14 protein-coding genes are annotated in these 22,765 nt (G+C 33.4%); 5 read left to right on the forward strand and 9 right to left on the reverse strand.

Translation table 11 applies throughout. The features are described from left to right. Positions 1 to 201: 201 nt before the first annotated feature. The 3 genes from ASD98_RS10725 (at position 202) to ASD98_RS10735 (ending at position 6,468) form a co-directional block, all read left to right on the forward strand. Complete coding sequence (locus ASD98_RS10725) at positions 202 to 2,835, forward strand: valine--tRNA ligase (RefSeq protein ID WP_056204105.1); 2,634 nt, start codon at positions 202 to 204, stop codon at positions 2,833 to 2,835. A 335-nt stretch (positions 2,836 to 3,170) separates the two neighbouring features. After that, positions 3,171 to 4,232 carry a hypothetical protein gene (locus ASD98_RS10730; protein ID WP_056204109.1) on the forward strand — a complete coding sequence of 354 codons (1,062 nt, stop codon included), beginning with the start codon at positions 3,171 to 3,173 and terminating at the stop codon, positions 4,230 to 4,232. After that, a complete protein-coding gene (locus ASD98_RS10735; protein ID WP_056204111.1) occupies positions 4,192 to 6,468 on the forward strand; it encodes a hypothetical protein in 2,277 nt (758 codons plus the stop codon). Before ASD98_RS10730 ends, ASD98_RS10735 begins: the two co-directional genes overlap by 41 nt. Before the next feature lie 53 nt (positions 6,469 to 6,521). Here ASD98_RS10735 and ASD98_RS10740 read toward each other — a convergent pair whose 3' ends face one another. From ASD98_RS10740 to ASD98_RS10765, 6 genes are all read right to left on the reverse strand, one after another. Beyond that, positions 6,522 to 7,835, reverse strand: a complete 1,314-nt coding sequence (locus ASD98_RS10740; RefSeq protein WP_056204115.1) for an APC family permease — start codon at positions 7,833 to 7,835, stop codon at positions 6,522 to 6,524. Positions 7,836 to 8,012: 177 nt separating this feature from the next. Beyond that, positions 8,013 to 10,307 carry a TonB-dependent siderophore receptor gene (locus ASD98_RS10745; protein ID WP_056204118.1) on the reverse strand — a complete coding sequence of 765 codons (2,295 nt, stop codon included), beginning with the start codon at positions 10,305 to 10,307 and terminating at the stop codon, positions 8,013 to 8,015. A gap of 239 nt (positions 10,308 to 10,546) precedes the next feature. Further along, a complete protein-coding gene (locus tag ASD98_RS10750; RefSeq protein WP_056204120.1) occupies positions 10,547 to 11,272 on the reverse strand; it encodes a hypothetical protein in 726 nt (241 codons plus the stop codon). 261 nt (positions 11,273 to 11,533) lie between these two features. Then, on the reverse strand, positions 11,534 to 12,637 hold the full coding sequence (locus ASD98_RS10755) for an alpha/beta hydrolase (RefSeq protein WP_056204123.1): 1,104 nt from the start codon (positions 12,635 to 12,637) through the stop codon (positions 11,534 to 11,536). Position 12,638: 1 nt separating this feature from the next. Beyond that, complete coding sequence (locus tag ASD98_RS10760; protein WP_082577834.1) at positions 12,639 to 13,862, reverse strand: PepSY domain-containing protein; 1,224 nt, start codon at positions 13,860 to 13,862, stop codon at positions 12,639 to 12,641. A gap of 17 nt (positions 13,863 to 13,879) precedes the next feature. Beyond that, entirely contained in the window at positions 13,880 to 16,252 is a 2,373-nt protein-coding gene (locus tag ASD98_RS10765) for a TonB-dependent receptor (protein WP_242412098.1), read from the reverse strand. 218 nt (positions 16,253 to 16,470) lie between these two features. Between ASD98_RS10765 and ASD98_RS10770 the strand changes: the two genes are divergently transcribed. Then, positions 16,471 to 17,460 carry an AraC family transcriptional regulator gene (locus ASD98_RS10770; protein WP_056204132.1) on the forward strand — a complete coding sequence of 330 codons (990 nt, stop codon included), beginning with the start codon at positions 16,471 to 16,473 and terminating at the stop codon, positions 17,458 to 17,460. A 128-nt stretch (positions 17,461 to 17,588) separates the two neighbouring features. On the opposite strand, the gene ASD98_RS10775 is transcribed toward ASD98_RS10770, so the two are convergent. Beyond that, a complete protein-coding gene (locus ASD98_RS10775) occupies positions 17,589 to 20,045 on the reverse strand; it encodes a TonB-dependent receptor (RefSeq protein WP_056204135.1) in 2,457 nt (818 codons plus the stop codon). 222 nt (positions 20,046 to 20,267) lie between these two features. Here ASD98_RS10775 and ASD98_RS10780 point away from each other — a divergent pair, with 222 nt between their 5' ends. After that, on the forward strand, positions 20,268 to 21,428 hold the full coding sequence (locus tag ASD98_RS10780; protein ID WP_056204139.1) for an MFS transporter: 1,161 nt from the start codon (positions 20,268 to 20,270) through the stop codon (positions 21,426 to 21,428). Between the two features lie 110 nt (positions 21,429 to 21,538). Here ASD98_RS10780 and ASD98_RS10785 read toward each other — a convergent pair whose 3' ends face one another. Further along, positions 21,539 to 21,910, reverse strand: a complete 372-nt coding sequence (locus ASD98_RS10785) for a DUF4844 domain-containing protein (RefSeq protein WP_242412099.1) — start codon at positions 21,908 to 21,910, stop codon at positions 21,539 to 21,541. Positions 21,911 to 21,975: 65 nt separating this feature from the next. Beyond that, entirely contained in the window at positions 21,976 to 22,452 is a 477-nt protein-coding gene (locus tag ASD98_RS10790; protein ID WP_056204145.1) for a DUF6265 family protein, read from the reverse strand. Positions 22,453 to 22,765 lie beyond the last annotated feature (313 nt).

Consider the following 22,765-nt stretch of genomic DNA (forward strand, 5'->3'; position numbering starts at 1 on the left):
ATTAACACACAAATTATTAATTCGCTTTTTATAGTGTACTTAATTATTTACTTTTGCTGTCAATTACAATTACAAAAATTGAACCAAAGTTTTTTGGTTTATTTGTTTAACTGTTTATCGTTTTACCAAATCACCCGAAACGATTGAATAAATAAACAAATTGACGATTAAACGAATTAACGATTAAAACAACCTATTTAAATGACAATTCCAGCACAATTTGACGCTAAGACGATTGAGAATAAATGGTATGATTACTGGATGAAAAACAACTATTTTCATTCAGAACCAGATCATAGAACGCCGTATACTATTGTAATTCCGCCTCCAAACGTCACTGGTGTCTTGCATATGGGACATATGTTGAATAATACTATTCAGGATGTTTTAATTCGTCGTGCACGTTTAAAAGGTTTCAACGCTTGCTGGGTTCCGGGAACGGATCACGCTTCTATTGCTACTGAAGCAAAAGTAGTAGCGAAATTAAAAGCGGAAGGAATCAACAAAAATGATTTAACTCGTGAAGAATTCCTAAAACATGCCTGGGAATGGACTGATAAATATGGCGGAACAATCTTGGAACAGCTTAAGAAATTAGGAGCTTCATGCGATTGGGAACGCACAAAATTCACTATGGATCCGGATATGTCGGCTTCTGTAATTCGTTCTTTTGTTGATTTGTATAACAAAGGATTAATTTACCGAGGTTACCGAATGGTTAACTGGGATCCGGAAGCTAAAACGACTTTATCTGACGAAGAAGTTATTTACGAAGAACAACAAGGAAAATTATTTTTCCTGAAATATAAAATTGAAGGTTCAGAAGATTTTCTTACGATTGCAACAACACGTCCTGAAACTATTTTTGGAGATACCGCAATCTGTATCAACCCGACTGATGAACGTTTTACACATTTAAAAGGCAAAAGCGCCATCGTTCCTATTTGCGGAAGAGTAATTCCAATTATCGAAGATGAATATGTAGATGTTGAATTCGGAACAGGATGTTTGAAAGTAACGCCTGCACACGATATGAACGATAAAACGCTAGGAGAAAAGCACAATCTTGAAATCGTTGATATTTTTAATGAAGATGCGACTTTAAACAGCTTCGGATTACATTATCAGGGAAAAGATCGTTTTGTGGTTCGTACTGAAATTGCAAAAGAATTAGAAGAAATTGGAGCTTTGGCGAAGACCGAAATCCATTTGAATAAAGTGGGAACATCTGAAAGAACCAAGGCGGTAATCGAACCAAGATTATCTGATCAATGGTTCCTGAAAATGGAAGATTTGGTAAAACCGGCAATTAAATCAGTTTTAGAAACGGGAGATATTAAATTACATCCAAAACGTTTTGAAAACACTTATGCGCACTGGTTAAACAATATTCGTGACTGGAATATTTCCCGTCAATTATGGTGGGGACAACAAATTCCGGCCTATTATTACGGTGATGGAAAAGAAGATTTCGTAGTTGCTGAAAACATCGAAGACGCTTTAGCTTTAGCGAAAGAAAAAACCAACAACCAACAACTAACAACCGACAACCTTAAACAAGATGTTGATGCCTTAGATACCTGGTTCTCTTCATGGCTATGGCCGATGTCCGTTTTTGGCGGAATAATGGATCCTGAAAGTGCTGATTATAAATATTATTATCCAACAAACGACTTGGTTACTGGTCCGGATATTTTATTTTTCTGGGTTGCCAGAATGATTATTGCAGGTTATGAATATGCTGGCGAAAAACCATTTACAAATGTATATTTGACTGGTTTAGTTCGTGATAAACAACGTCGTAAAATGTCTAAATCATTAGGGAATTCTCCTGATCCTTTAGACCTGATTGAAAAATTTGGTGCCGATGGTGTTCGTGTAGGATTGCTTTTGAGCGCTTCTGCAGGAAACGACATTATGTTTGATGAAGAATTATGCAATCAGGGAAAAGCGTTCTCCAACAAGATTTGGAATGCCTTTAAATTGATTAAAGGTTGGGAAGTTTCTGAAACTATTCCACAACCCGAATCATCAAAAGTAGCGATAGAATGGTATGAAGCGAAGTTGCAACAAACTTTAGTTGATATCGAAGATAATTTTGAAAAATACAGAATTTCAGATTCTCTTATGGCGATTTATAAATTGGTGTGGGATGATTTCTGTTCTTGGTTTTTAGAAATGATCAAACCGGCATATCAACAGCCAATTGATAAAACAACTTTTGATAAGGCAATTGAAATGTTAGAAAGTAATTTGAAATTGCTTCATCCTTTTATGCCTTTCTTAACGGAGGAAATCTGGCAGTTAATCGCCGAAAGAACTCCAGAGGAAGCATTAATCGTTTCAACTTGGCCGGAATTAAAACCATTTGATGCTAAATTGATTGCTGATTTTGAAAATTCAATTGAAGTAATTTCTGGAATTAGAACTATTCGTAAAGACAAAAATATTCCGTTTAAAGATGCAATCGAATTGAAAGGAATCAACAGCGAAAATGTTTCTACATACTTTGATTCAGTAGTAACCAAATTAGGAAACGTTTCGGCATTCGAATACGTTTCTGAAAAAGTGGATGGTGCATTATCTTTCCGAGTAAAATCAAATGAATATTTCATTCCGATTACAGGAAATATCGACGTTGAAGCAGAAATCGCGAAACTAGCAGAAGAATTGAATTATACAAAAGGATTCCTGAAATCTGTTGAAGCGAAGCTTTCAAACGAGAAATTCGTAAACGGAGCTCCGGAAAAAGTTCTAAACATCGAAAAACAAAAACAAGCTGATGCCCTTGCAAAAATTGCTACAATTGAGCAGAGTTTAGCTGGTTTGAAATAAGAAATAGAGTTTTTATTAATTTATAAAATTAAACCCGACAAGTTTCTCAAACTTGTCGGGTTTTCTGCTTTTAAAGTATTATTTGTCATTCCGAGGCACGAGGAATCTCCGCAAGTAAATCCACAACGAGAATCCAATCTTTGTCGAGCTTCTCGTGAAGATTTTTAGTGCCTCGAAATGACAATATTTGGGTATTTTCTCTTGTAAAATCATTCTAGTTTTCTATTTTAATAAAGGCCATTTTCTTTAAAAAATAGTTGGCTTTTTTTGATTTTTATATTTTAAAATGATATAATTTTAGTACGATTTTACGTTAAAACAAAAATCACTTCGCAATGAAAAAAATCGTATTATTTGTGTTTGTTTCCTGTCTTTTTTTGGGATGTTCCAATAAAGAAAATAAAGTTAAAAATGTCGAAAGAGCTTTCTATTACTGGAAGAATGGATCTTCTTTTAATGGTGAAACAACTCAGCAACTTAATAAATTGCAGGTCAGGAAAATCTACTATAAATTTTTTGAAGTCGATTATAGTGAAACCATGGGGAATTTTCCTTATCAAAAAAATAGTCCCGATCGATATACATTTAGAGATATGGATTCAATTAGTATTATTCCGACCATTTTTATCAAGAATGAAATCTTTCAATATAATAACGAAAAGTCACTGGATAAGCTAGCGGACAATATTGTTTTTCTAATAGACAAATACCGTAAAAATCGTTATCAATATGGAAATGACGATACTACTAATTTCGATTACTCTGAAATTCAGATTGATTGCGACTGGACCAAGTCAACAAAAGATAAATATTTCTATTTATTAAAAAAGATCAAGCAATTATCTAAAAAAGAAATAAGTTGCACGCTACGTCTTTATCCATATAAATATCCTGATATAATGGGAGTTCCGCCAGTCGATAAAGCGACCTTAATGTGTTATAATCTGATTAAGCCACAATCTCAAAAAGATAAAAATTCGATTTTAGATATAAATGAATTAAAATCATATTTAGATAAAAAGAGAAGTTATCCCGTACATCTGGATGTAGCATTGCCTGTTTTTTACTGGACGTTGTGGTATCATAATAATCGTTTTGCCGGATTGGTCAATTTTAATTCTGCAGATATTAGTCAAATTAGTAAGCAAACAAAACCAATGTGGTACGAAATGACAGAAGATTATACTTTTGAATATGAGTATTATTTAAAAAAAGGTGACCAACTAAAAATCGAAGAAGTCGATTCCAAAACAATTCAGGAAGCGATTTCGATTATTAAAAAAAATGTCGAATTAGACGACACTACAACAATTTCATTATTCCATTTAGACGACAGTACTTTTAAAAAATACAATCATGAAGAAGTTTCTGGTTTTTATAGTTCTTTTAGCAAATAGTTTTTGCCAAAGTTTTGCTTGTGGATATTCTCCGTATGGCGAAGATGTAAGATATTGTCTGTTTAAACCCAATTACTTTAATTATGCCCAATACAAATCATTTTTTTACAATGCCGATTTATGGGGATTTGACTATAGTAGAAATCCGGAGGATTATAAGCTTACTGTAGATTCTAATATTGCAGACTGGTATCATTACACCAATAAAAAAGTTTCGATTGGTGCTATCGAAGATTTTAATTTCAATTTATCTTACACTGATATTCATTCTAAGAGTGATAATGACTTTATAAAATATTTATTTCAGCATAATAAAACAACTGCGATTGCTTACCTCAAAATGGCAAAGAATTGTGAAATGATTGCTGATGCAGAAGATGTTTGGGAAAGAAACGAGGAGTCAAATCATAAAAACAGATCTGAATTATTAAATAAAATTGCAGACGTTACTAATAAAGAACAGGACCAATATTTCAAACGAAAATATGCTTTTTTAACGATCAGATTAGCTTATTATTCGGGAAGGAATGATATAATAAAATCGGTTTTTGAGGCTAATTTTAATAAAGCTAAAAAAGATTATTTGTATTACTGGAGTTTATTTTTCTACACTTTTACAAAATCAAATCCGGGATACATGGTTGATGTTGCCAATTTAATGGCAAATTCTCCAGAAAAAAGTTATGCAAGTTATTATTATTTTCATCATGACTTTAAAATTCAGGAAGCTTTAAAGTACGCTCAGAGTAAAGAAGAAACAGCAAATGTTTATGCGTATGCATCCGTTCAAAAAGTAGATAAAAACCTCGATTATTTGAGAGCGATTTACGCAAACAATCCAAAGTCTCCAATTTTAGGATTTTTACTTTTGCGCGAAATCAATAAAATTGAAGATTGGGTCTATACTCCATATTATTCTAATTACAATCCGTCTACAGATTTTGAAGATTTTTGGAGAATTAACGAAAAAGTAAAAGTTACAACCGAAACCTTGCGCAATCGCTCTGAAAACGATAGATTGTATGCAAAGGAAGTTTTGGATTTTATAAATACGGCAGATGTGTCTAAAACACAAAATCCGATTGTTTGGGAAGCTTCAAAAATCAACTTACAATTCATTACAAGAAATTATACTGAATGTTTAAAAAATATTTCCCTTTTTGAAAAAGCACATCGATCTGAAAAAATAGGTGATGAAATAGAGAAAATAAAAGCGCTTTGCATTACTGCAAATCAGGAAAAAGGGAAAGCGGTTATAAAACCTGAAATTAAGCCGATTATCTTAAAATATAAAGACGATCCACGTTTTATTTTTGCTTTAGGAAGAGAATTGGAGTTTAGAGAAAACATTACTGATGGATTGGCTTTAATGTCCCTAATTGAAGAAACTACAGCGCGATCATATGATTCGGATGATGTAGAATGGCGAGGAAATCGAATCAAAACATCAGGTAATTTACAGGAGTTTTATCGTTATTTTGATTATTTGGATTTTGTGTATTCTGCTAAAGATTTGCAAACCATTGTTGATCGAATAGACAAAGGTTTTTCTACCGAATTTCAAAAAATAATTTATGCAAAACTCTTGAAAGATAAAGATTATATTAAAGATTTATTAGGAACTAAGTATCTTAGAGAGAGTCAATTAAATAATGCATTAATTGCATTTAGATCTTTAGATAAAAAATATTGGGATGATAATTACAATGCATGGGAAAGAGGTGAGTTTGGAGATTCTTATGTTTTTGATCAAAATCCGTTTTATGATTTTAAGTACACAAATTCTTTTATTGAACATAGAGAAAAATATCTGGTTACTAAACTCGCTGTGACAGAACATTTAATAAAATATACAAGTTTAGCTAATAATCCAAAAACTAAAGATCGGGATTATTACTATTTTCTAATAGCAAATTGTTATTATAATATGTCAAATTATGGTAATTCCTGGATGATGAGACGTTATTCAAGCTTTAGTTATGGAAGTAATGAAGTAAATGAGTCCTATATCGACGAAATTGAATATCGAAACAAAATCAAAGCTGTTGCAAATTATAAGCTGGCTTGTCAAAATGCAAAAAGTGATAAATTTAAAGCGCTCTGTTTGCGAATGATGGATTATGTAGAAAAAAATGAATATTCAAGTTCAAAAAGAGTAAACAAAGAATTTTCCGAATTTAGTTCAGATTTATCCGGTTGCGAAAACTTAGAAGAATATTTTAAAGCCAGAAGATAAAAAAAATCCCAATCCTGAAATTTCCAGGATTGGGATTTTCCCTATTTAACTACTTATTTCTTTCTCTTCAAAACCAAAAACAAAGGATAAGAAACAATGGTAATCGCTACAATAATTCCAAAGCTTTTAGGATCGCTGTAAATAAAGCCTGCAAGTAATGCAATAGAAAAGATGATCGCTAATATAGTTGTCCACGGATACCAAAAAGAACGATAAGGTCTCAGTAAATCAGGTTCTGTGGTTCTTAATTTTATAAGTGAATAATACGCCAGTCCCCAAACAATTATAGAAATAAAAGCAGCGAATGAAAATAATACTTCAAAAGAACCAATACAGATTAAAAACAAACTGAAAAGCGACGAAACCAGAAGCGCGACTATTGGCGTTCCGCCTTTATTTACAGTAGTCCCTTTTTCGATAAAAAAACCATCGCGGCTTAATCCGTATAGAATTCTTGGCGGAATCATCATAAAAGCATTCAAAATGCTAATTAAAGAGAAAATAGAAATCACCGTTACAACTATGGCACCGTTTTCTCCAAAAAGAATTTTAGCGACATCGGCAGCAGCCAAATTTGATTTTGCTAAAGTTTCAATAGGCAATACGTGAAAAAAAGCAGCATTTACTAAAACATAAATTGCCACAACCAGCAAAACACCGCTGTATAAAGACTTCGGAATATTTTTGCTGGGATCATCATTTTCCTCAGCAAAAAAACAAACGGCGTTCCAGCCATTATATGTTCCGATAATAAGCTGTAATGATTTAAAAAATCCAAAAATAAGTCCGATTTGAAAAATAGAACTATCAGTTTTGATTTTTGGAACTTCAATTCCTGAATACATAAAACAGGCAATTACCAAAGCCACAAAACAAATCACTTTTAAGAAACTTGTAATTTGCTGAATCACACTTCCGTTTTTCACGCCGCTTAAATGCAGCAAGACAAAAGCAGCTAACAACGAAATGGATATTACGGTAGAATAATTGGAAAGTGACGGAAATAAAATTATAGTATATTCACTAATTACAATGCAGTAAAAAGCAGGAGGAATGGCATTGACAATATAATCAAACCAGCCAGATAAAAAACCAGCGTATTCTCCTAAAGCTCTTTTAATATAATTATAAGATCCGCCGGCTTTTGGCAACATTGTCGCCAATTCTGAATAGGAATTGGCCCCAAGTAAAACGTATAAACCTCCAAAAATCCACGAAGCAAGAATGAGCCAATAATTATTTAATAATCCTGCAATGGAACCTGGTGTTCGCAGAATTCCAACTCCAATTGTTCCACCAATTAATACTGCAATGTTAAAACTTAATCCAAGCGTTTTTTTTAATTGGTTTTGTTTGAAATCTGACATATTTGAAAGTTAAGATTAAAGTGGTGTTCAATGGCAAAAGTACTTATAAATAAAGGACATTTTTCAACAAAATAAAAAACCTCACCTTTTGCAAGATGAGGTTTAAAATTTCCAAAAGAACACTCTGATTTCTAATAATCAGAAAATGCTAAATGGAAAAAAATCTAATTCAAATTTTTAGAACTTGTATCGTAAGCTTGTCATAATTTGACGAGGCGCGATAGGATTCACACTATAATTTTCGTGAACTGTATAATTCAATTCGTTTGTTATGTTTGATAATCTGCATAAGATTGAGAATTTTTTCCATTCATATCCAAGAGAAGCATCTACAGTAACGTATCCTTCTAACGGAATATCACGATCTCTAATTGTTACCGTATATGTTTTTGGATTGGTTGAAGGGGTATTTTCTGTCCATAAATAATCATCATTCCAACCTCCTGTACGGTCACCAACATAGTTTCCGATAGCTCCAAAAGTGATTCCTTTTAATAAACCGCTAGGTAATTTATAGAAGAAACTCAAATTGGCAGTATTTTTTGGAGTTCTTGCTAAAACATCTCCAACAACAAGGCTTCCGCTTGTGCCAGATGATTTCGATACTTTGGTTTCATTAAAGCTATAACCAGCCATAATGTTCAAACCTTCTACGGGTGTCGCAGTAATATCTATTTCAACTCCTTTTCCTTTTGTAGCTCCAACCAATTCTTTTATATTAGTATTAACGTTTTGTGTAACACCGTCTGATGCAAATTGAGCCGTTTGTGCTAAATTATCATTGGTAATTTGATATAATGTTACGTTTGTTGTCAAAAGACCTCTAAAGAAATCTTTTTTCACACCAACTTCATATTGATCTATAATAGATGGATCTAATGATTTTGAATCTACTGTTGTTCCTGTATTTGGAGTAAAAGAGTTGGAATAACTTGCAAACAAAGACAAATCTTTAGTAGGCTGCACAACCAGTCCTGCTTTTGGTGAGAAAGCTTTGTTTACAGCTTTAGCACCAGTTACAGGTAATGCATTTTCGTAAGCAGTGGTAATGACATTTACATTATTCTTTTTCTCTATCACTTCTTTTGTAGTGGTAGCTTCGCTTTGCTGCCACGACCAGCGTAATCCGGCCAGAACTTTTATGTATTGATTAATCGAAACTAAATCTTGAAAATAAGCTCCAAAACGCTGCGTTTCTGTACTTGTTAATTGAGTAGTTCTTGTTGGATAAGGAACAACAGTACTTTGTGTGCTATAATCGTAAGTATATAAGTTTATAGCCGTAGCTTCTGTTGTTAAAAGGTCTGCAGGTTTTCCGGGAGCATAGAATCCAAAAGTATAATTTGGAGCTAAAGAGTTTTCGTAATCAGCACCAGTAAAAATTTGGTGTTTTACACTTCCTGTATTAAAAGTCCCCTGTAAACTTAATTGGTCTCCAAATATTTGTTCGGCACCATCCGCTTTTGTTAAACCACGTTTCCAGTTTCCATTTGCATCAATTGTACTTAATTGAGCTGTAGAAGTTTGTGTTCTTCTGTAAGATTGGTAAGAAGAATTAAAATTTAATTTCCAGTTTTTATTAAAATCATGATTAAATAATAAAGAAGCGCTGGAAGATTTAGTATTTGCAGTAGACCAAAGCGCCCCGAAGAATTCGTTACGAGGTAAGTCTAAAATTGTTTTTCCGTAGATTCCGGTTCCAAAATCCGGAGTCCAGTCGGCACTTAAATAATCTCCTTGTAATGTAATTTGGGTTTTATCTGAAAGATGAAACAGGAAGGAAGGATTGATATAAATACGTTCGTTCTTTACAAAATCCCTAAAGCTTTCTGAATTTTCATAAGATCCTGTAAATCTGTAAGCAATAGATTTATTTAAAGGTCCGTAAAAGTCAACAGATGGTTTGTAATAAGAGTAACTTCCCATTTGCATAGAAACTTCTCCGCCGCTTGTAAATTTTGGTGTTTTGGTAACTAAATTCATGATTCCGCCAGGAGCAACATTCCCATACAATAAAGCGGAACCTCCTTTTAAAAATTCAACTTTTTCTAAAGAAGAAACCTCAGGTATAGAACCGGCATTATATCGAAAACCATTTTTAAACATATTATTGGCACTCATATCATAACCTCTTGAAAAGAATGATTCCTGAGCACCACCACGAGCAGATCCTACATAAACACCATTAAGGTTTTTTACTACTTCACTTAATCTAATGGCTTGTTGTTGTTCGATTACTTCGCTGCCAATAACCTGAACACTTTGTGGCAAGTCCATTACTTTAATGCCTGAACGTGCTGCTTCAACTGGCTTTTTAGGTTTATTTGCAGTAATTAATACTTCATTAAGGATTTCTCCTTTTTTGTTTTTTACGGTATCTGCTGCTGTACTACTTTCTGTACTTGTATAATTTTGACTATAAGAAGAAGCAAAACTTATTAAGGCTAAGAATAGTATTAAATTATGTTTCATGGTATTTATTTAGATTCAATAAAAATTATCGAATGCAAATATAGAACTGTGAAGACCTTAACAAAAAATTATGAGGTGATTATATTACTTAAAGTTTTATTAGTTTTGTCTTAAGATTTGCTTAAGATTTTGCTTTAAACATTTTTATTGTCTATAGAATTAAATGCCTAAAACAAAAAAACCTTGCCCGAAAGAGCAAGGTTTAATCGAAAATTAAACTCTAAAAAATAATTAGAAAATTATTTAACTGCAATTAAGTATGTAGCCATTTTCCAGATTTCATCATATTTTTTGCCGTTATGGTCTCCGGAAGCTTTTTCAGTATAAGCAAATTCTACCATATAGTTTCCTGGCCAGATTGGTGTAAATGAAAAATGACCTTTATCATCTGTCCATAATTCTTTTTCCCAGCCGTTTGGAGCAATTACTTTGATTTTTTGTTCTTTTGCAGATACGCCTTCATACAAAGCAAATCCATCGATTTTTGCGTTCTTTTTTGCGAGGTCTGCGTTTTCGCTAAATAAGCCAATAATATTATTGTTCGCCGTTGCATAGTTTCCTGCAGTTTTGTTTCCAACAACTACAGTTGCACTAGAATTGTAATCTAAAACCATTGTTCCGTAAACATCTTTAACTTTATGATGCATTACGATTGTATAAACGCCGTCTTCATCCGGAGTAAAAAATGCCTGATATTTATTGTCTAAAGCTTTTGAAGTAAGTTTTGTTTCTTTTTTTGACGGAGAAACTAATACCAAAGTAAAATCTTTTAAATCAGAAAACCATTTGTCTGCTTTTGTGATATCATTTTCTGAAAATTCTCCAAAATAAATTGAAATTTCCTGTGCTTTTCCTTTTGTTCCGGTTGCTTTAGTTTCTATCCAAAGTGCGTGAGCAAAAAGCTGAGGTGCTGCAAAAAGCATTAAAAATGCAAATGTTATTAATTTAAAAGTTTTTGATTTCATGGTAATAAGATTTAAAATTAATATTGAAAAATCCTGATAAACACTCAGGATTTTTGATTTATAGGTTATTATTTTGTGTCACAAATGTACTGTTTAATATTCGTTACACAATGCTTATTTAGATTAATTATTAATAATATTTTGAAATAATGTTATAAAGTTTTAGAAATAAAGAAAAAGCCCTGTCGGAATTCTGAACAGGGCTTCCAAAAAAAATAAAAAACAAGAAAATCAGATGATTGATGATTTCTTTTCGTGAAATTAATTATCAGGTTTTTGATTCTTTCTTTGAATTGCTTTTTCTAAACTAACGGATACGTTTTTACTGTTGGGATAATATTTTTCTGCCCATTTAAAAAAGACAACTGCCTGATCTGTCCGGCCGATATCCAAAGAATAATTCCCCATCCAGTCGAGATAATTTTCTGATGGAAGAAAAGGAAAACCAGTTTCTTCAGAAAGTTTTAAATATTGTTTTTCAACTAAAGCAGGTTCTAAAACAGCTTGTTTTACCTGAACCAAATGCGATTTAAATAAAAAACGCAAACCATCATATTCTGCCGGAATTGGAATTGTGCCGTGATCTTCATTTTCATAAAATTTAAAATCCCAGCGAAGATTTTTAGGCTTTTTCTCTTTCAGTAATTTTTCAAATTTCCTGATTCCTCTTGCCATGTCAGTCGTTGTATCTTGTGGAATATTGATTTTATTAGCCATTGCGACATAAATGTTTCGCTGCTTAAAATCTTTAATATTAAAAACAGAATCGGCTTTTTTGATCATGATTTCATTATCCCACCAAAGACTCGGATCGATAATTATATATGAATTAAATAATTCGGTATGATTTAATAGAATATTCGTTGCGGTTAATCCCCCAAAAGAGTGCCCGTTTAAAACATTATACCCCGAAGTTCTGTAGTTTGAATCGATATAAGGCCGAAGTTCTTTTTCTAAAAAAGTGATGAAATTTTTATTTCCGCCGCTTTGGTTAAACATCTTTTTTTTCGAATCAAAAAAGGCTTGTCGATTAGCTTCGGTAGGAGTGAGGTCGCGGGTTCTGTTGGTATTCGTTATCCCTACAACAATCATTTGCGGAATCATAGCATACGGACCTTTTGCCAATGACTGTGCTAAACCAGTAAACGAATGAAAATTACTTTCGGCATCTAATAAATAAACAACCGGATATTTTGCCGGAGCAAATTTCTTGCTGTTATAATCAGGCGGAAGATAAACCCAGAAATTGCGTTCTTCGTTTAATGCTTTTGAAAAAATATGATGTTTGCTGCCTATTGTAAGGCTGTCTTGTGCCGATATTTTAGCAAAGCAAAAGAAAACCAGGAGTAAAAGAGTTTTTTTCATTTTAAATAGATTTTGTTTTTTTTGATTTATTTCGGCGTCCGTACCAAATTAAAAATCCCGTAACAGGCAGAAACATACAGATAAGTCCAACGAATAAAGTCAGCGTTTTGCCAATCCATCCGGCCCAAAAACCAATATGCAGGTTCATTGTTGTATCGTCGATATCTAAACCGTTTAATATTTTTACAGGGATTTCGATTTCTTTTCCGGTATATCGGTTTATAGAAAACGTTTTTCCGTTTTGAACACCTTTTAAACCAATATCTTTTGCGGCAACCGCATACAAAGTCGTAATACTGTCTTTTGAAGCAATAGACAATTTTACCTGCTCGACAGTTTTATCTTTGGCAAATAAATTTTTAATAATAGGGTTTAATGGCGCAAAAGTTTTAGTGCTGTCATAATCGGGTTTTATATCCCGAATTTCGGCGTATGCTCTCGGAACCCCGCCAAAAATTTTATGTGTTGTCGAGTTTAGTGTTTTATTTACAATGATTAAACCTGTAACCGTAATCAATAAAGCCGGCAGTAAATTATAAAAGCCGGGAACATTGTGTAAATCGTAATTTAAGCGTTTAAAAGTCGAATTTTTCTTGATGGTAAAACTCTGAATTCTGGTAGACCGATTCCATTTTTTTGGCCACCATAAAATAAGTCCGGTTATCAATTCAATTAAAAATATCCAAACCGAAACTTCGACAATTGTATTTCCAACTTTTCCAAACGGAATATGTCCGCTGTGAATGTGCGCAATAACATAGAAAAAATCATAAGCTTTTCCAGAAGTCAAAACTTTTCCCGTGTAAGGATCAATCCACGAAAATTGTAAATCGCGATCTTTAGTAGAAGAGGCCAGTTTTATGGTTCGTTCCGGATCTCGATACGTAATAAAATAACTCGCTTTTCGATCCGGAAGCTGTTTTTTAAACGAAGCTATAATTTCTTCGGGAGTTAATCTCTTTTCTTTTACTTCGGGAACATAAATGGAATCATAAGCAAATCCATCAATAATATCATCACAAAAAACGAATAATACGCCGGTAAGCGAAACAATAAAAACTATAATGCCCGAAGTTAAGCCCAGCCATAAATGAAGCCAGTGATTAAGCTTACTCCATTTGCTTTTTTGTTTGATTTTCTTTTCCCTTTTTTGAATTGGATTTTGGGTCATAATATAAAACGGTAAAAACCAAGCCAACAACCATGACGATGTTAACTTGGTCATAACTAATTAAAAAAGAATTAAAATTTGAAAGTAAGGTTGGCCACTAATTGTCTTGTAGGCATCATATTAGCCCAATAATCTGCAGACCAATATTCTTTGTTTGCAATATTATTTAGTTTTAAGCCTAATCTAAATTTTTGTTTTTCGTAAAAAACGCTGGCATCCAGAGTCGTGTAACCGTTTGCCGTAAACGTATTGGCATCATTAAGATAACTATCACTTTGTGTATTTCCTCCAAAACCGAAGCCAAGGCCTTTTGCTTTTCCGTCTAACAATTTATAGCTCAGCCAAAAGTTGGCAACGTTAGCAGGAGTAGAGTATGGGCGCTTTCCCTGAACATTTGGGCTGGCTTTTGTGTATTCACTTTCGTTATATCCATAACCCACAATAACGTGGAACCCTCTAAATGGATTTGCGATTAAATCGGCTTCGAAACCTTTACTTCTTTGTGTGGCATCCTGAACAGAAAACATATTGTTGTTTGGGTCTGTACGAAGTTTGTTTTTAACTTCGATATCATAATAACTCAAAGTTCCGTTTAATTTTCCACCTAATAATTCCACTTTTACACCACCTTCTAATTGGTTGGCATGTTCTGGTTTAAATTCAGTTAATCCATTTGGGTTGTCTGCCGTTGGAGCAGGAGCCACGTTTGTAAATCCGTTCATGTAATTTCCAAAAACCGAAACTTTGTCTTTAACAACCTGATACACTAAACCAAATTTTGGTGAAACTGCATCTTGATTGTATTTTGCAATTTTATTTTCGTAATGATCAAAACGTGCGCTCGCCATGGCAAGGAAACGATCTGTAATATTAATAACATCCGAAGCATAAAAACTCAACGTTCTAAAATCTCTTGTATTTACAACCGTTGGAGCTGTCATATCAGCGATTAGCTGTTTGTATTTGTCCATATTAATAAAAGCAGCATTTCCGTTTATGGGTAAGGCAGGATTCCCAACTGCTGCATCATAATTATTAATAAGCCATCTGTTGTCGTTTGTGCTGATATAAGTATAATCGATACCAAGTAATAAACGGTTTCTAAGACTTCCTATATTGAAATTTCCAATAAAGTTTTGCTGTATTTGAGAAGTTTTAAATGTACTGTTGATGTTGTATAACCTTCTTTGTAATGTCATATCGGAATTGGCAGCCGTGTTGATTAAAACAAACAAATAATTGGCTTTGTTGTCTGTAAATGCATTTGAGAAATTCGTCTGTGAAACCCATTGATCAGATAATTGATAAGTGGCACGTGCAAAAATATTGGTGTTTTTTGCTTCAGATTGTAAATCATCTGTTGCATACGATTTTTTGAAATCAAAGTGTAAATCGTCTAGGCTTGCAACTGGCGGTGTTCCTGAACCTAAACCAATAGAAATAGAGTTTCGGCTTCCTTTATACAATTCTAAATCAAAATCTAAAGTTAAGCGGTCACTTGCTTTATAAGTAAACGACGGAGCGACAACAAATGTGCTGCTTTTACCGTAATCCTGCCATGTTTTTTGATTGTCAAGGGCAGCATTTATTCTAAAAAGCATAGTTTTTTCTTCGTTTAAAGGCGTGTTGAAATCGATTGTCGTACGGCTTAAAGCCCAGCTTCCGGTTGTGTAGCTTACTTCGCCTTTCATAACGTCAAAAGGTTTTTTGGTAACTCTGTTAATTAAACCTCCATAAGTGGTTAATGCAGAACCAAATAAAGTGGCAGATGGCCCTTTGATAACTTCGATACTTTCAAGATTTACAGGATCGCTTAAAGTTACCCAGTTGGTATTCATTCCGTTACGGATTGATCCCGCTGCCGATGCACCGCTAAAACCTCGCATTCTTAAGCTCAAACCAACTCCGCCTGAACCCACGCTTAAGGTTACGTTGTTTAATCCAGGTGCCGTATTTAAGGCACTTCTAAAATCGACTGCAATCTGTTCCTGGAAAAGTTCTTTTGGAACTACGGTATAAACCTGCGGATTTTCGAGATTGCTAATTGGTAAACGGGCAACATATTCGCTCTTTTTTTCTGCAAATTTTTTAGCTCCGGAAACCACCACAACTTCCTGAAGTTCTTTTAAAGAAGATTCCAGCTGAAAAGAAATGTTTGTAGTTTCGTTTGTATTTACCGTAATTTCTTGTTTTAATGGTTTATGTCCCATCATGTTAATCTCAATTTGATAGGTTCCGGTTGGAATTTTATGCAAAATAAAAACACCATTTTCGTCTGTAATGGCTGATTTTTTTATTTCAGGAATTACAATATTTACAGATCCGGCATTTTGATCGTCAGATGTAATTACGTTTCCTTTTATTGAGCCTGTATTTTGCTGTGCAAATGTTTTTGTTGCTAATAAGCAGCAAAATAAAACAGCATAAACAAGCTTGCTTAACATTTTTCTTTGAATGGTTTTAATAAAAAACATGTTGTGTTTATTTAGATTGGTTATAAATTGTTAATTTTACCGCAAAAGTAAGAGGATAAAAAAAACATAATAAACGCAATAAGGATTAATATAAACGCAAAAGGGATTTTGTTGAATGCTCTTAGAAAGAGTTAGTTATAATTGATCAAAATACATTTAACCAACCCAGCCATAAACAATTTTTAGGAATGAAAACAATGATGAGAAGCGATATCTTTAAAAAGGAACTGGTTGTGGTTAATGACCCAATTCGGTTTAATAAAGAGGATCTTATCGAAAAGAAAATCAATTACGACTATAAAGGAATTAAGGGTATCATTACAGATATTATGCTTGACGGAATTCATGTGGTTGCGCGCGATGTTACCGTTGCCGATGGATCGTATTCTATAGAAGTAGAACATGATTTTTCGTTTGTAAAACTCCATATAGAAATGGAAGGTGATAATGAATATTGCCCCGAAAATCCAGAGGAAAGAGGCATTTATGTTCCGCAGGGACATTATAATTTATTTTATCTGCCTAAAATAAAAGGTATTTTAAATTATCGGACTAAAAAAAGAAGAACACTCGAAATTACGTTTACAGAAGATTATCTGCAGCAATTATTTTATCCGAATTTAAAAGCTACAATTCCCTTATTAGCAGAAGCGCTGACCAATAAAACAGAATATGTGATGTGGGAAAACAGTAAAAGTATTTCGCCAAAATTGAATATTTTAATTGAAGATATTTTGCAGTGTACATATTCCGGCGCGATTAAAAAAGCCTTTTTAGAATCGAAAGTAGTGGAGATTCTTTCGTATTTATTTACGATTATAAATGAAGAAGAAAATACAAAGGTGAATGTAGAATTAAGTGCCTGCGATTATATTAAAATTCTTGCTGTAGAAAATATCTTAAAAACACAATTTAAAGAAAAACATACTCTGGCGAGTATCGCTGCACAAGTTGGTTTGAATAATTTTAAAATCAAGAAATATTTTAAATTGGTTTTTAATACAACGGTTTTCAATTACTTAACGCAGGTTAGAATGGAATATGCAAAACAATTGATTTTAGAAAAAGATATGCCTATTTCTGTTGTTTCTGAAGAATTGGGCTATAAAAATCCGCATCATTTTACGGTTGCTTTTAAAAAGACTTTAGGGTATTTGCCGAGTAAATTGAAAAATTAAAAAAGGGATTAATAGAAATTAATCCCTTTTTTAATGTCTGTCACCCTAAGCTAAGTCGAAGGGCAGTACAGTACGTGAGCTTCGACTTAGCTCAGCCTGAAAAATACTAAACTGCACTTGACAAATCTTTAGAATTTATAAGAAAAACTTAATAACGCATTTCTTGGTTTTTGTGGATTAACCGTAGACCATCCGCCATTAAAATAATCTTTATTTCCGATATTGTTGATATTTAAAGCTACACGAAATTTAGTCGAACTATAAAAAATCGAACCATTGATTACGGTGTATTCCGGCAGAACAAATTTTCCTGTTACCTGACTGTCTAAAATAACATTGTCGCTGGCGTAATTTCCTCCAAAACCAATTCCGAAATCTTCTAAGAAACCTTCATCAAATTTATAAGTTGCCCAAAGATTTACAAGATTTTTAGGCCCTGACCAAAATGGTCTTTTTCCGGTTTCAAGCCATGAATTTGCCTCATCTCCTTTTACTATTTTGCTATCATTATGGCTATAACCTGCTATGATGCTTACACCTTTTAGAGGTGCAGCATTCAAATCAAATTCGAATCCTGTGCTTTTTGCTGAACCTCCTTGTACTGTATTTATCGGGCTTCCGGGAGCTGCAGTAACTAAATTATCTACTTCAATGTTATAATAACTTACCGTAGCATTTAGTTTATCAGCTAAAAGATTTGCTTTTACTCCAAATTCTAATTGGTTGGCATGTTCTGGTTTGAACGTTTTTGTTCCCGTTGGTTCTTCTGTAACTTCATCATATACAATGGCTGGAGAAATATTTTTAAAACCATTCATATAATTGGCAAACACGGCAAGTTTATCTTGTATTGGCTGATAAAGCAAACCAAATTTTGGAGATAAAGCAGTTTGATCATAATCATCTTCATCTGTTGTTACATCAGCTTCAGTATCAAAATAATCAACACGTAAACTCGCCATTGCCAATAAACTTGGCGTTATATTAATAACATCAGATGCATAAGCACTATATGTCGCTTCTTTACTAGTATAATTTGTTGTTCCGGCAGATGCCAAAACATTATCTACAGAACTGCGGGTAGGATATCTCGGATCATGTTCGATACCGGTTTCAGGATCAATATAACTTACATCTCCCTGGGCTGTTACATTGTATAGCCATGCATATCCGCTGCCGCCAAACATTACTTCTTTTGCAAAATAATCAAATCCGGCAACTAAACGATTACGCATGTTTCCGATTTTGAAATCGCCTACAAAATTTTGCTGAATATCTGTTGTTGTAGTTTGTGACTGTTCTTTAGTAAGACTTAGACCAAATTCTTTCGTACCATTTTGATTGTCATAAATATATGAGTAATAACCATCAGACTTTGAAGAACCTCTTGAAAAAATCGTTTGTGAAGTCCATTGATCAGAAATTTTGTAATTCATCTGAGCCTGTAAATTGAACCTTGGGTTTTTCATACTTAAATCATTACCAGAAAAAGAAAGATGTGTATTATAGTTCAGTTCATCCAGATTTGCGAACTGAAGCTGGGATTCTCTGCCTAAAAATAACATTGGAGGCGTTGTTTTTTCTTCCTGCATAAACTCTGTATTAATAAGAAAAGATAATTTGTCATTTACTTTATAAGAAAGGGAAGGAGCAACAAAAAGTGCTGTACGGAATCCTGAATCCTGAAAACTGTTTTCTGTTTGGTAAGAAGCATTAACCCTAAATGAAATATCATTATTATCATCTAATCGTGTATTAACGTCAGCGGTAACTCTGTTAAGGCCAAAACTTCCTGCTGTATAGGAGAATTCCCCGCCAAAACCTTCGTATGGTTTTTTGGTTACGGTATTAACAAGACCTCCGTAAGAAATTAAACTGCTGCCAAATAAAGTTCCGGATGGTCCTTTGATCACTTCAATTCTTTCAATGTTTGCAGGATCAAGACTTCCGTTAGTTAAGCCCGGTAATCCGTTTACGATATTTGCCTGAGCTTCAAATCCACGTAATGTATAATACGAACCGCCATCGCCGCCGCGGCCTGTAGATTCCCATAATTTTTGAATTCCCGGTACATTTTTTAAAGCATCGTCATAAGCGGTAATAGCTTGTTCTTTCATTAATTCAGAAGAAACCACATTGTAAACCTGTGGATTTTCGATGTTTTTAAGAGGCATTTTAGAAACATAAGTACTTTGTTTTGGGAATGCTTTTCCTCTCGAATTGGTAATAATAACTTCCTTTAACTGCTTGTTTGAAACTCTCAATTGCAGGCTTAATATTGCCGTTTCACCGCTGGTAACAGTGACTTCTTGTTCAAGAGTTTCGTAACCCGTTAAGGAAACCTGAACGGTGTATGTATTTGGTTTTACTCTATTAAATTCAAAAGAACCATCTTCGGTAGAAACAGTTCCGTATTTTGAGTTTTTAAGGATGATGTTTACGCCAAGTGCCGGTTCACCGTCAGATGTTGTTATCGTTCCTTTAATTTTTCCGTTATTTTGCTGGGCATTTACAGCACCAATAAAAATAAGGAACAAGCAGATTGTATAAAGAAACTGCTTAGTAATTTGGTTAGAATAATTCATGGTTTTCTTTTTAAATAGTTATCGCTGTTATTTAGAATAAATAAAAACAACGCAAATGTAAAAATTATAATTCCGCTAACAAATATTATTTGAGTTCATTTGTTAATGATTTTGTTATAATCGGTAGGAAGAAAAACTGAAAATTGCAGGCTTTTATTAAATGTAAAAAGAACAGTAATTCCCTTTAAAAGCTTTATTTTTGCAATCTGAAAAACAGACTTCATGATTTTACCTTTCTTCAAAAAAATACAAAATACACCCCGAGGATTCCGTATAGCAAATACTGTGTTTTTTTTCCTTTCCGGTTTTGGTTATTCTTCCTGGGTATCCAGAATTCCGCATATACAAGCGCAATTGCATTTAAGCGAAGCGGAGTTTGGAGCTGTTTTATTTGCATTTCCAATTGGTTTAATGCTTACAATGCCATTTACAGGAAAGTTATTAAATAAGTACAGCAGTCGTTATATTATGCTTTTAGGAGCGATTATGTTTAATATTGTTCTTTCTTTACCGGGTTTAGCCGCTTTTGTATGGCAGCTGGTTATTATACTTTTAATTTTTGGTGCTTCGCGTAATATTTTCAATTTATCGATCAATGCGCAATCCCTGGAAGTTCAAAAATTATATCCAAAATCAATTATAACCCGTTTTCATGCAGTTTGGAGTATTGCCGTTTTTTCGGGTGCAGGTTTAGGTTATGTGATGGTAACGCAGCATATTGCACCTTCACATCATTTATTAGGAGTAAGTGTTTTTATGCTGGCACTTACGGCTTGTTTTTACCCGTTAAGTATTCATAATGATCCTGTACCGGTTAAAAAGAAGTTCTTTTCAATGCCGGAAAAAAATCTTGTCAAGTTTGCCTTGATTTGTTTTGTCTCCATGGCTTGCGAAAATACAATGTACGACTGGAGCGGTATTTATTTTGAAAATATACTAAAGGCTTCGCCAAAGTTAACCAGTGCAGCATTTGTGTTTTTTGCTACAGCGGTAACTTTAGGACGTATATTTGGTGATTATGGTGTTATGAAATTCGGGACTAAAAAAATTCTGCTTTACAGCGGAATTTTAATCACTGTTGGTTTCGCACTTTGTTTTATTCTGCCTTACGCATACCCAACTATTTTTGGTTATGTTTTAATAGGATTTGGGGTCTCCTGTGTGGTTCCGTTAGTGTTCAGTATTGCCGGAAGATCGTCAAAACTCAGCAGCGGTTCGGCATTAACTTCTATTTCTACTATTGGTTATTTAGGATTTTTATTGGTGCCGCCAATGGTTGGTTTTATCTCTGAATATTTAAGTATGAAATGGGCTTTTCTTGTTATGGCACTTTTAGGTATTCTGATGATTTTTATGGTGAATAAAATCGGAGAAAACGAATAATTTTTTGTCTAAACTGGACTGAAGTCCAGCTCTACAAAACAGGTTGAACCTTTGGTTCTTTTTTTAAAACTGAAAGTAAAACAAATTAAATCACCTAGTAAAGATTATTCTTAGTTTTGATTTGGATCAAAATCATACATAAAATCATTCAATTGTCCATCTGAACTTTCCAGACCGACAATATCCATTAATTCTTCAAAATAAGTACAAATTCTTTCACGATTTTCAGTATCCAATTCAAGATAAATTTCTGAAAATCGATTAAGCCCAGTTTTTATTGCATTTTGATAATTTTCATCTGTAGGATTCTTTGATTCAGCAATCTTTTTAAAATCATCTGCCATTAAATTAATTTTTTCTGTCAAAATAGATTTTAATTTTTCATCACCAATTCCTGGATAAAAAATAGTATTGTCTGGTAGAAATTTTTCTTTGTTTTTGAAATTTTCAAATTTCTGCATAGCATTAGTTGATATTTTCATTTTAGATTGTCCGCAAGATAAAAATGAAAGTATTACGCTTATTAAAAATAACTTTAATTTCATTATTATTTCTTCGTCATAACAAATTTCTCTGAACTCGGTTTTCCATTCAAATTCCCGGAAATTTCAGCCGTTAAAGTATTATTTGTGCCTTTTGTATAGGTGATTTTTTGAGGATAATCGTGTTTTGCGTTTTCAAAAACCAATTGTTTGTCTGATTCTGCAGTAGATGGAAAAGCCACGGCTTTATCTTCATTTTGACCTTTTACGGTTGCGAAATAAGTTAAAGTTTCGCCTTTTTGAGCCAAAACAATAGTTTCAAAATGTAAAGTGTCTTTTCCTTTTATAAAGTAGGAAGAAGCATTAAAAGTACTGTCGTTTAGTTTTTCCCAGTTTTCGGTTAAAACACCGTCTGGAGAAGTATTTTCCCAGTTTCCGATCAGCCAGTCGGCAATTTTGATTTTATCTTTTTCTACAGATTCCTTTTTCTGGCAGGAAACAACAGCTAATACAAGCGCTAAAAGAGTAATTTTCTGAAACATATTTATGAGTTTTTGATGTTAAATGGAAGCACTAAAGTATGAAAAAAAAGTTTGCCACAAATTACACTAATTTTTACGAATTTCTTTTTGAAAAACTGGAGATGTTTTGCCACAGATTAAAGGATTAAAATGATGTTTGTTTCACGCAGATTCAGCAGATTCAGGCAGATTTAATTTTGATGCAGAATTATATAATCTGCGAGTATCTGCTTAAATCTCTTCAAATCTGCGTGAAAAATAAATTCGTGGAAATTCGAGTAATTACTTCGTCAATTACCTTCGGTCGAGTCGCGGCAAAAAAAATAAAAAAATC

It is taken from the genome of Flavobacterium sp. Root186 (genome assembly GCF_001428525.1).
Classification (GTDB): Bacteria; Bacteroidota; Bacteroidia; order Flavobacteriales; family Flavobacteriaceae; genus Flavobacterium.

Bases quoted from the DNA above. Each gene is read 5' to 3' on its own strand.
- ASD98_RS10725 (WP_056204105.1), top strand. From the start codon at position 202: ATGACAATTCCAGCACAATTTGACGCTAAGACGATTGAGAATAAATGG.
- ASD98_RS10730 (WP_056204109.1), top strand. From the start codon at position 3,171: ATGAAAAAAATCGTATTATTTGTGTTTGTTTCCTGTCTTTTTTTGGGA.
- ASD98_RS10735 (WP_056204111.1), top strand. From the start codon at position 4,192: ATGAAGAAGTTTCTGGTTTTTATAGTTCTTTTAGCAAATAGTTTTTGC.
- ASD98_RS10740 (WP_056204115.1), bottom strand. From the start codon at position 7,835: ATGTCAGATTTCAAACAAAACCAATTAAAAAAAACGCTTGGATTAAGT.
- ASD98_RS10745 (WP_056204118.1), bottom strand. From the start codon at position 10,307: ATGAAACATAATTTAATACTATTCTTAGCCTTAATAAGTTTTGCTTCT.
- ASD98_RS10750 (WP_056204120.1), bottom strand. From the start codon at position 11,272: ATGAAATCAAAAACTTTTAAATTAATAACATTTGCATTTTTAATGCTT.
- ASD98_RS10755 (WP_056204123.1), bottom strand. From the start codon at position 12,637: ATGAAAAAAACTCTTTTACTCCTGGTTTTCTTTTGCTTTGCTAAAATA.
- ASD98_RS10760 (WP_082577834.1), bottom strand. From the start codon at position 13,862: ATGACCAAGTTAACATCGTCATGGTTGTTGGCTTGGTTTTTACCGTTT.
- ASD98_RS10765 (WP_242412098.1), bottom strand. From the start codon at position 16,252: ATGTTAAGCAAGCTTGTTTATGCTGTTTTATTTTGCTGCTTATTAGCA.
- ASD98_RS10770 (WP_056204132.1), top strand. From the start codon at position 16,471: ATGAAAACAATGATGAGAAGCGATATCTTTAAAAAGGAACTGGTTGTG.
- ASD98_RS10775 (WP_056204135.1), bottom strand. From the start codon at position 20,045: ATGAATTATTCTAACCAAATTACTAAGCAGTTTCTTTATACAATCTGC.
- ASD98_RS10780 (WP_056204139.1), top strand. From the start codon at position 20,268: ATGATTTTACCTTTCTTCAAAAAAATACAAAATACACCCCGAGGATTC.
- ASD98_RS10785 (WP_242412099.1), bottom strand. From the start codon at position 21,910: ATGAAAATATCAACTAATGCTATGCAGAAATTTGAAAATTTCAAAAAC.
- ASD98_RS10790 (WP_056204145.1), bottom strand. From the start codon at position 22,452: ATGTTTCAGAAAATTACTCTTTTAGCGCTTGTATTAGCTGTTGTTTCC.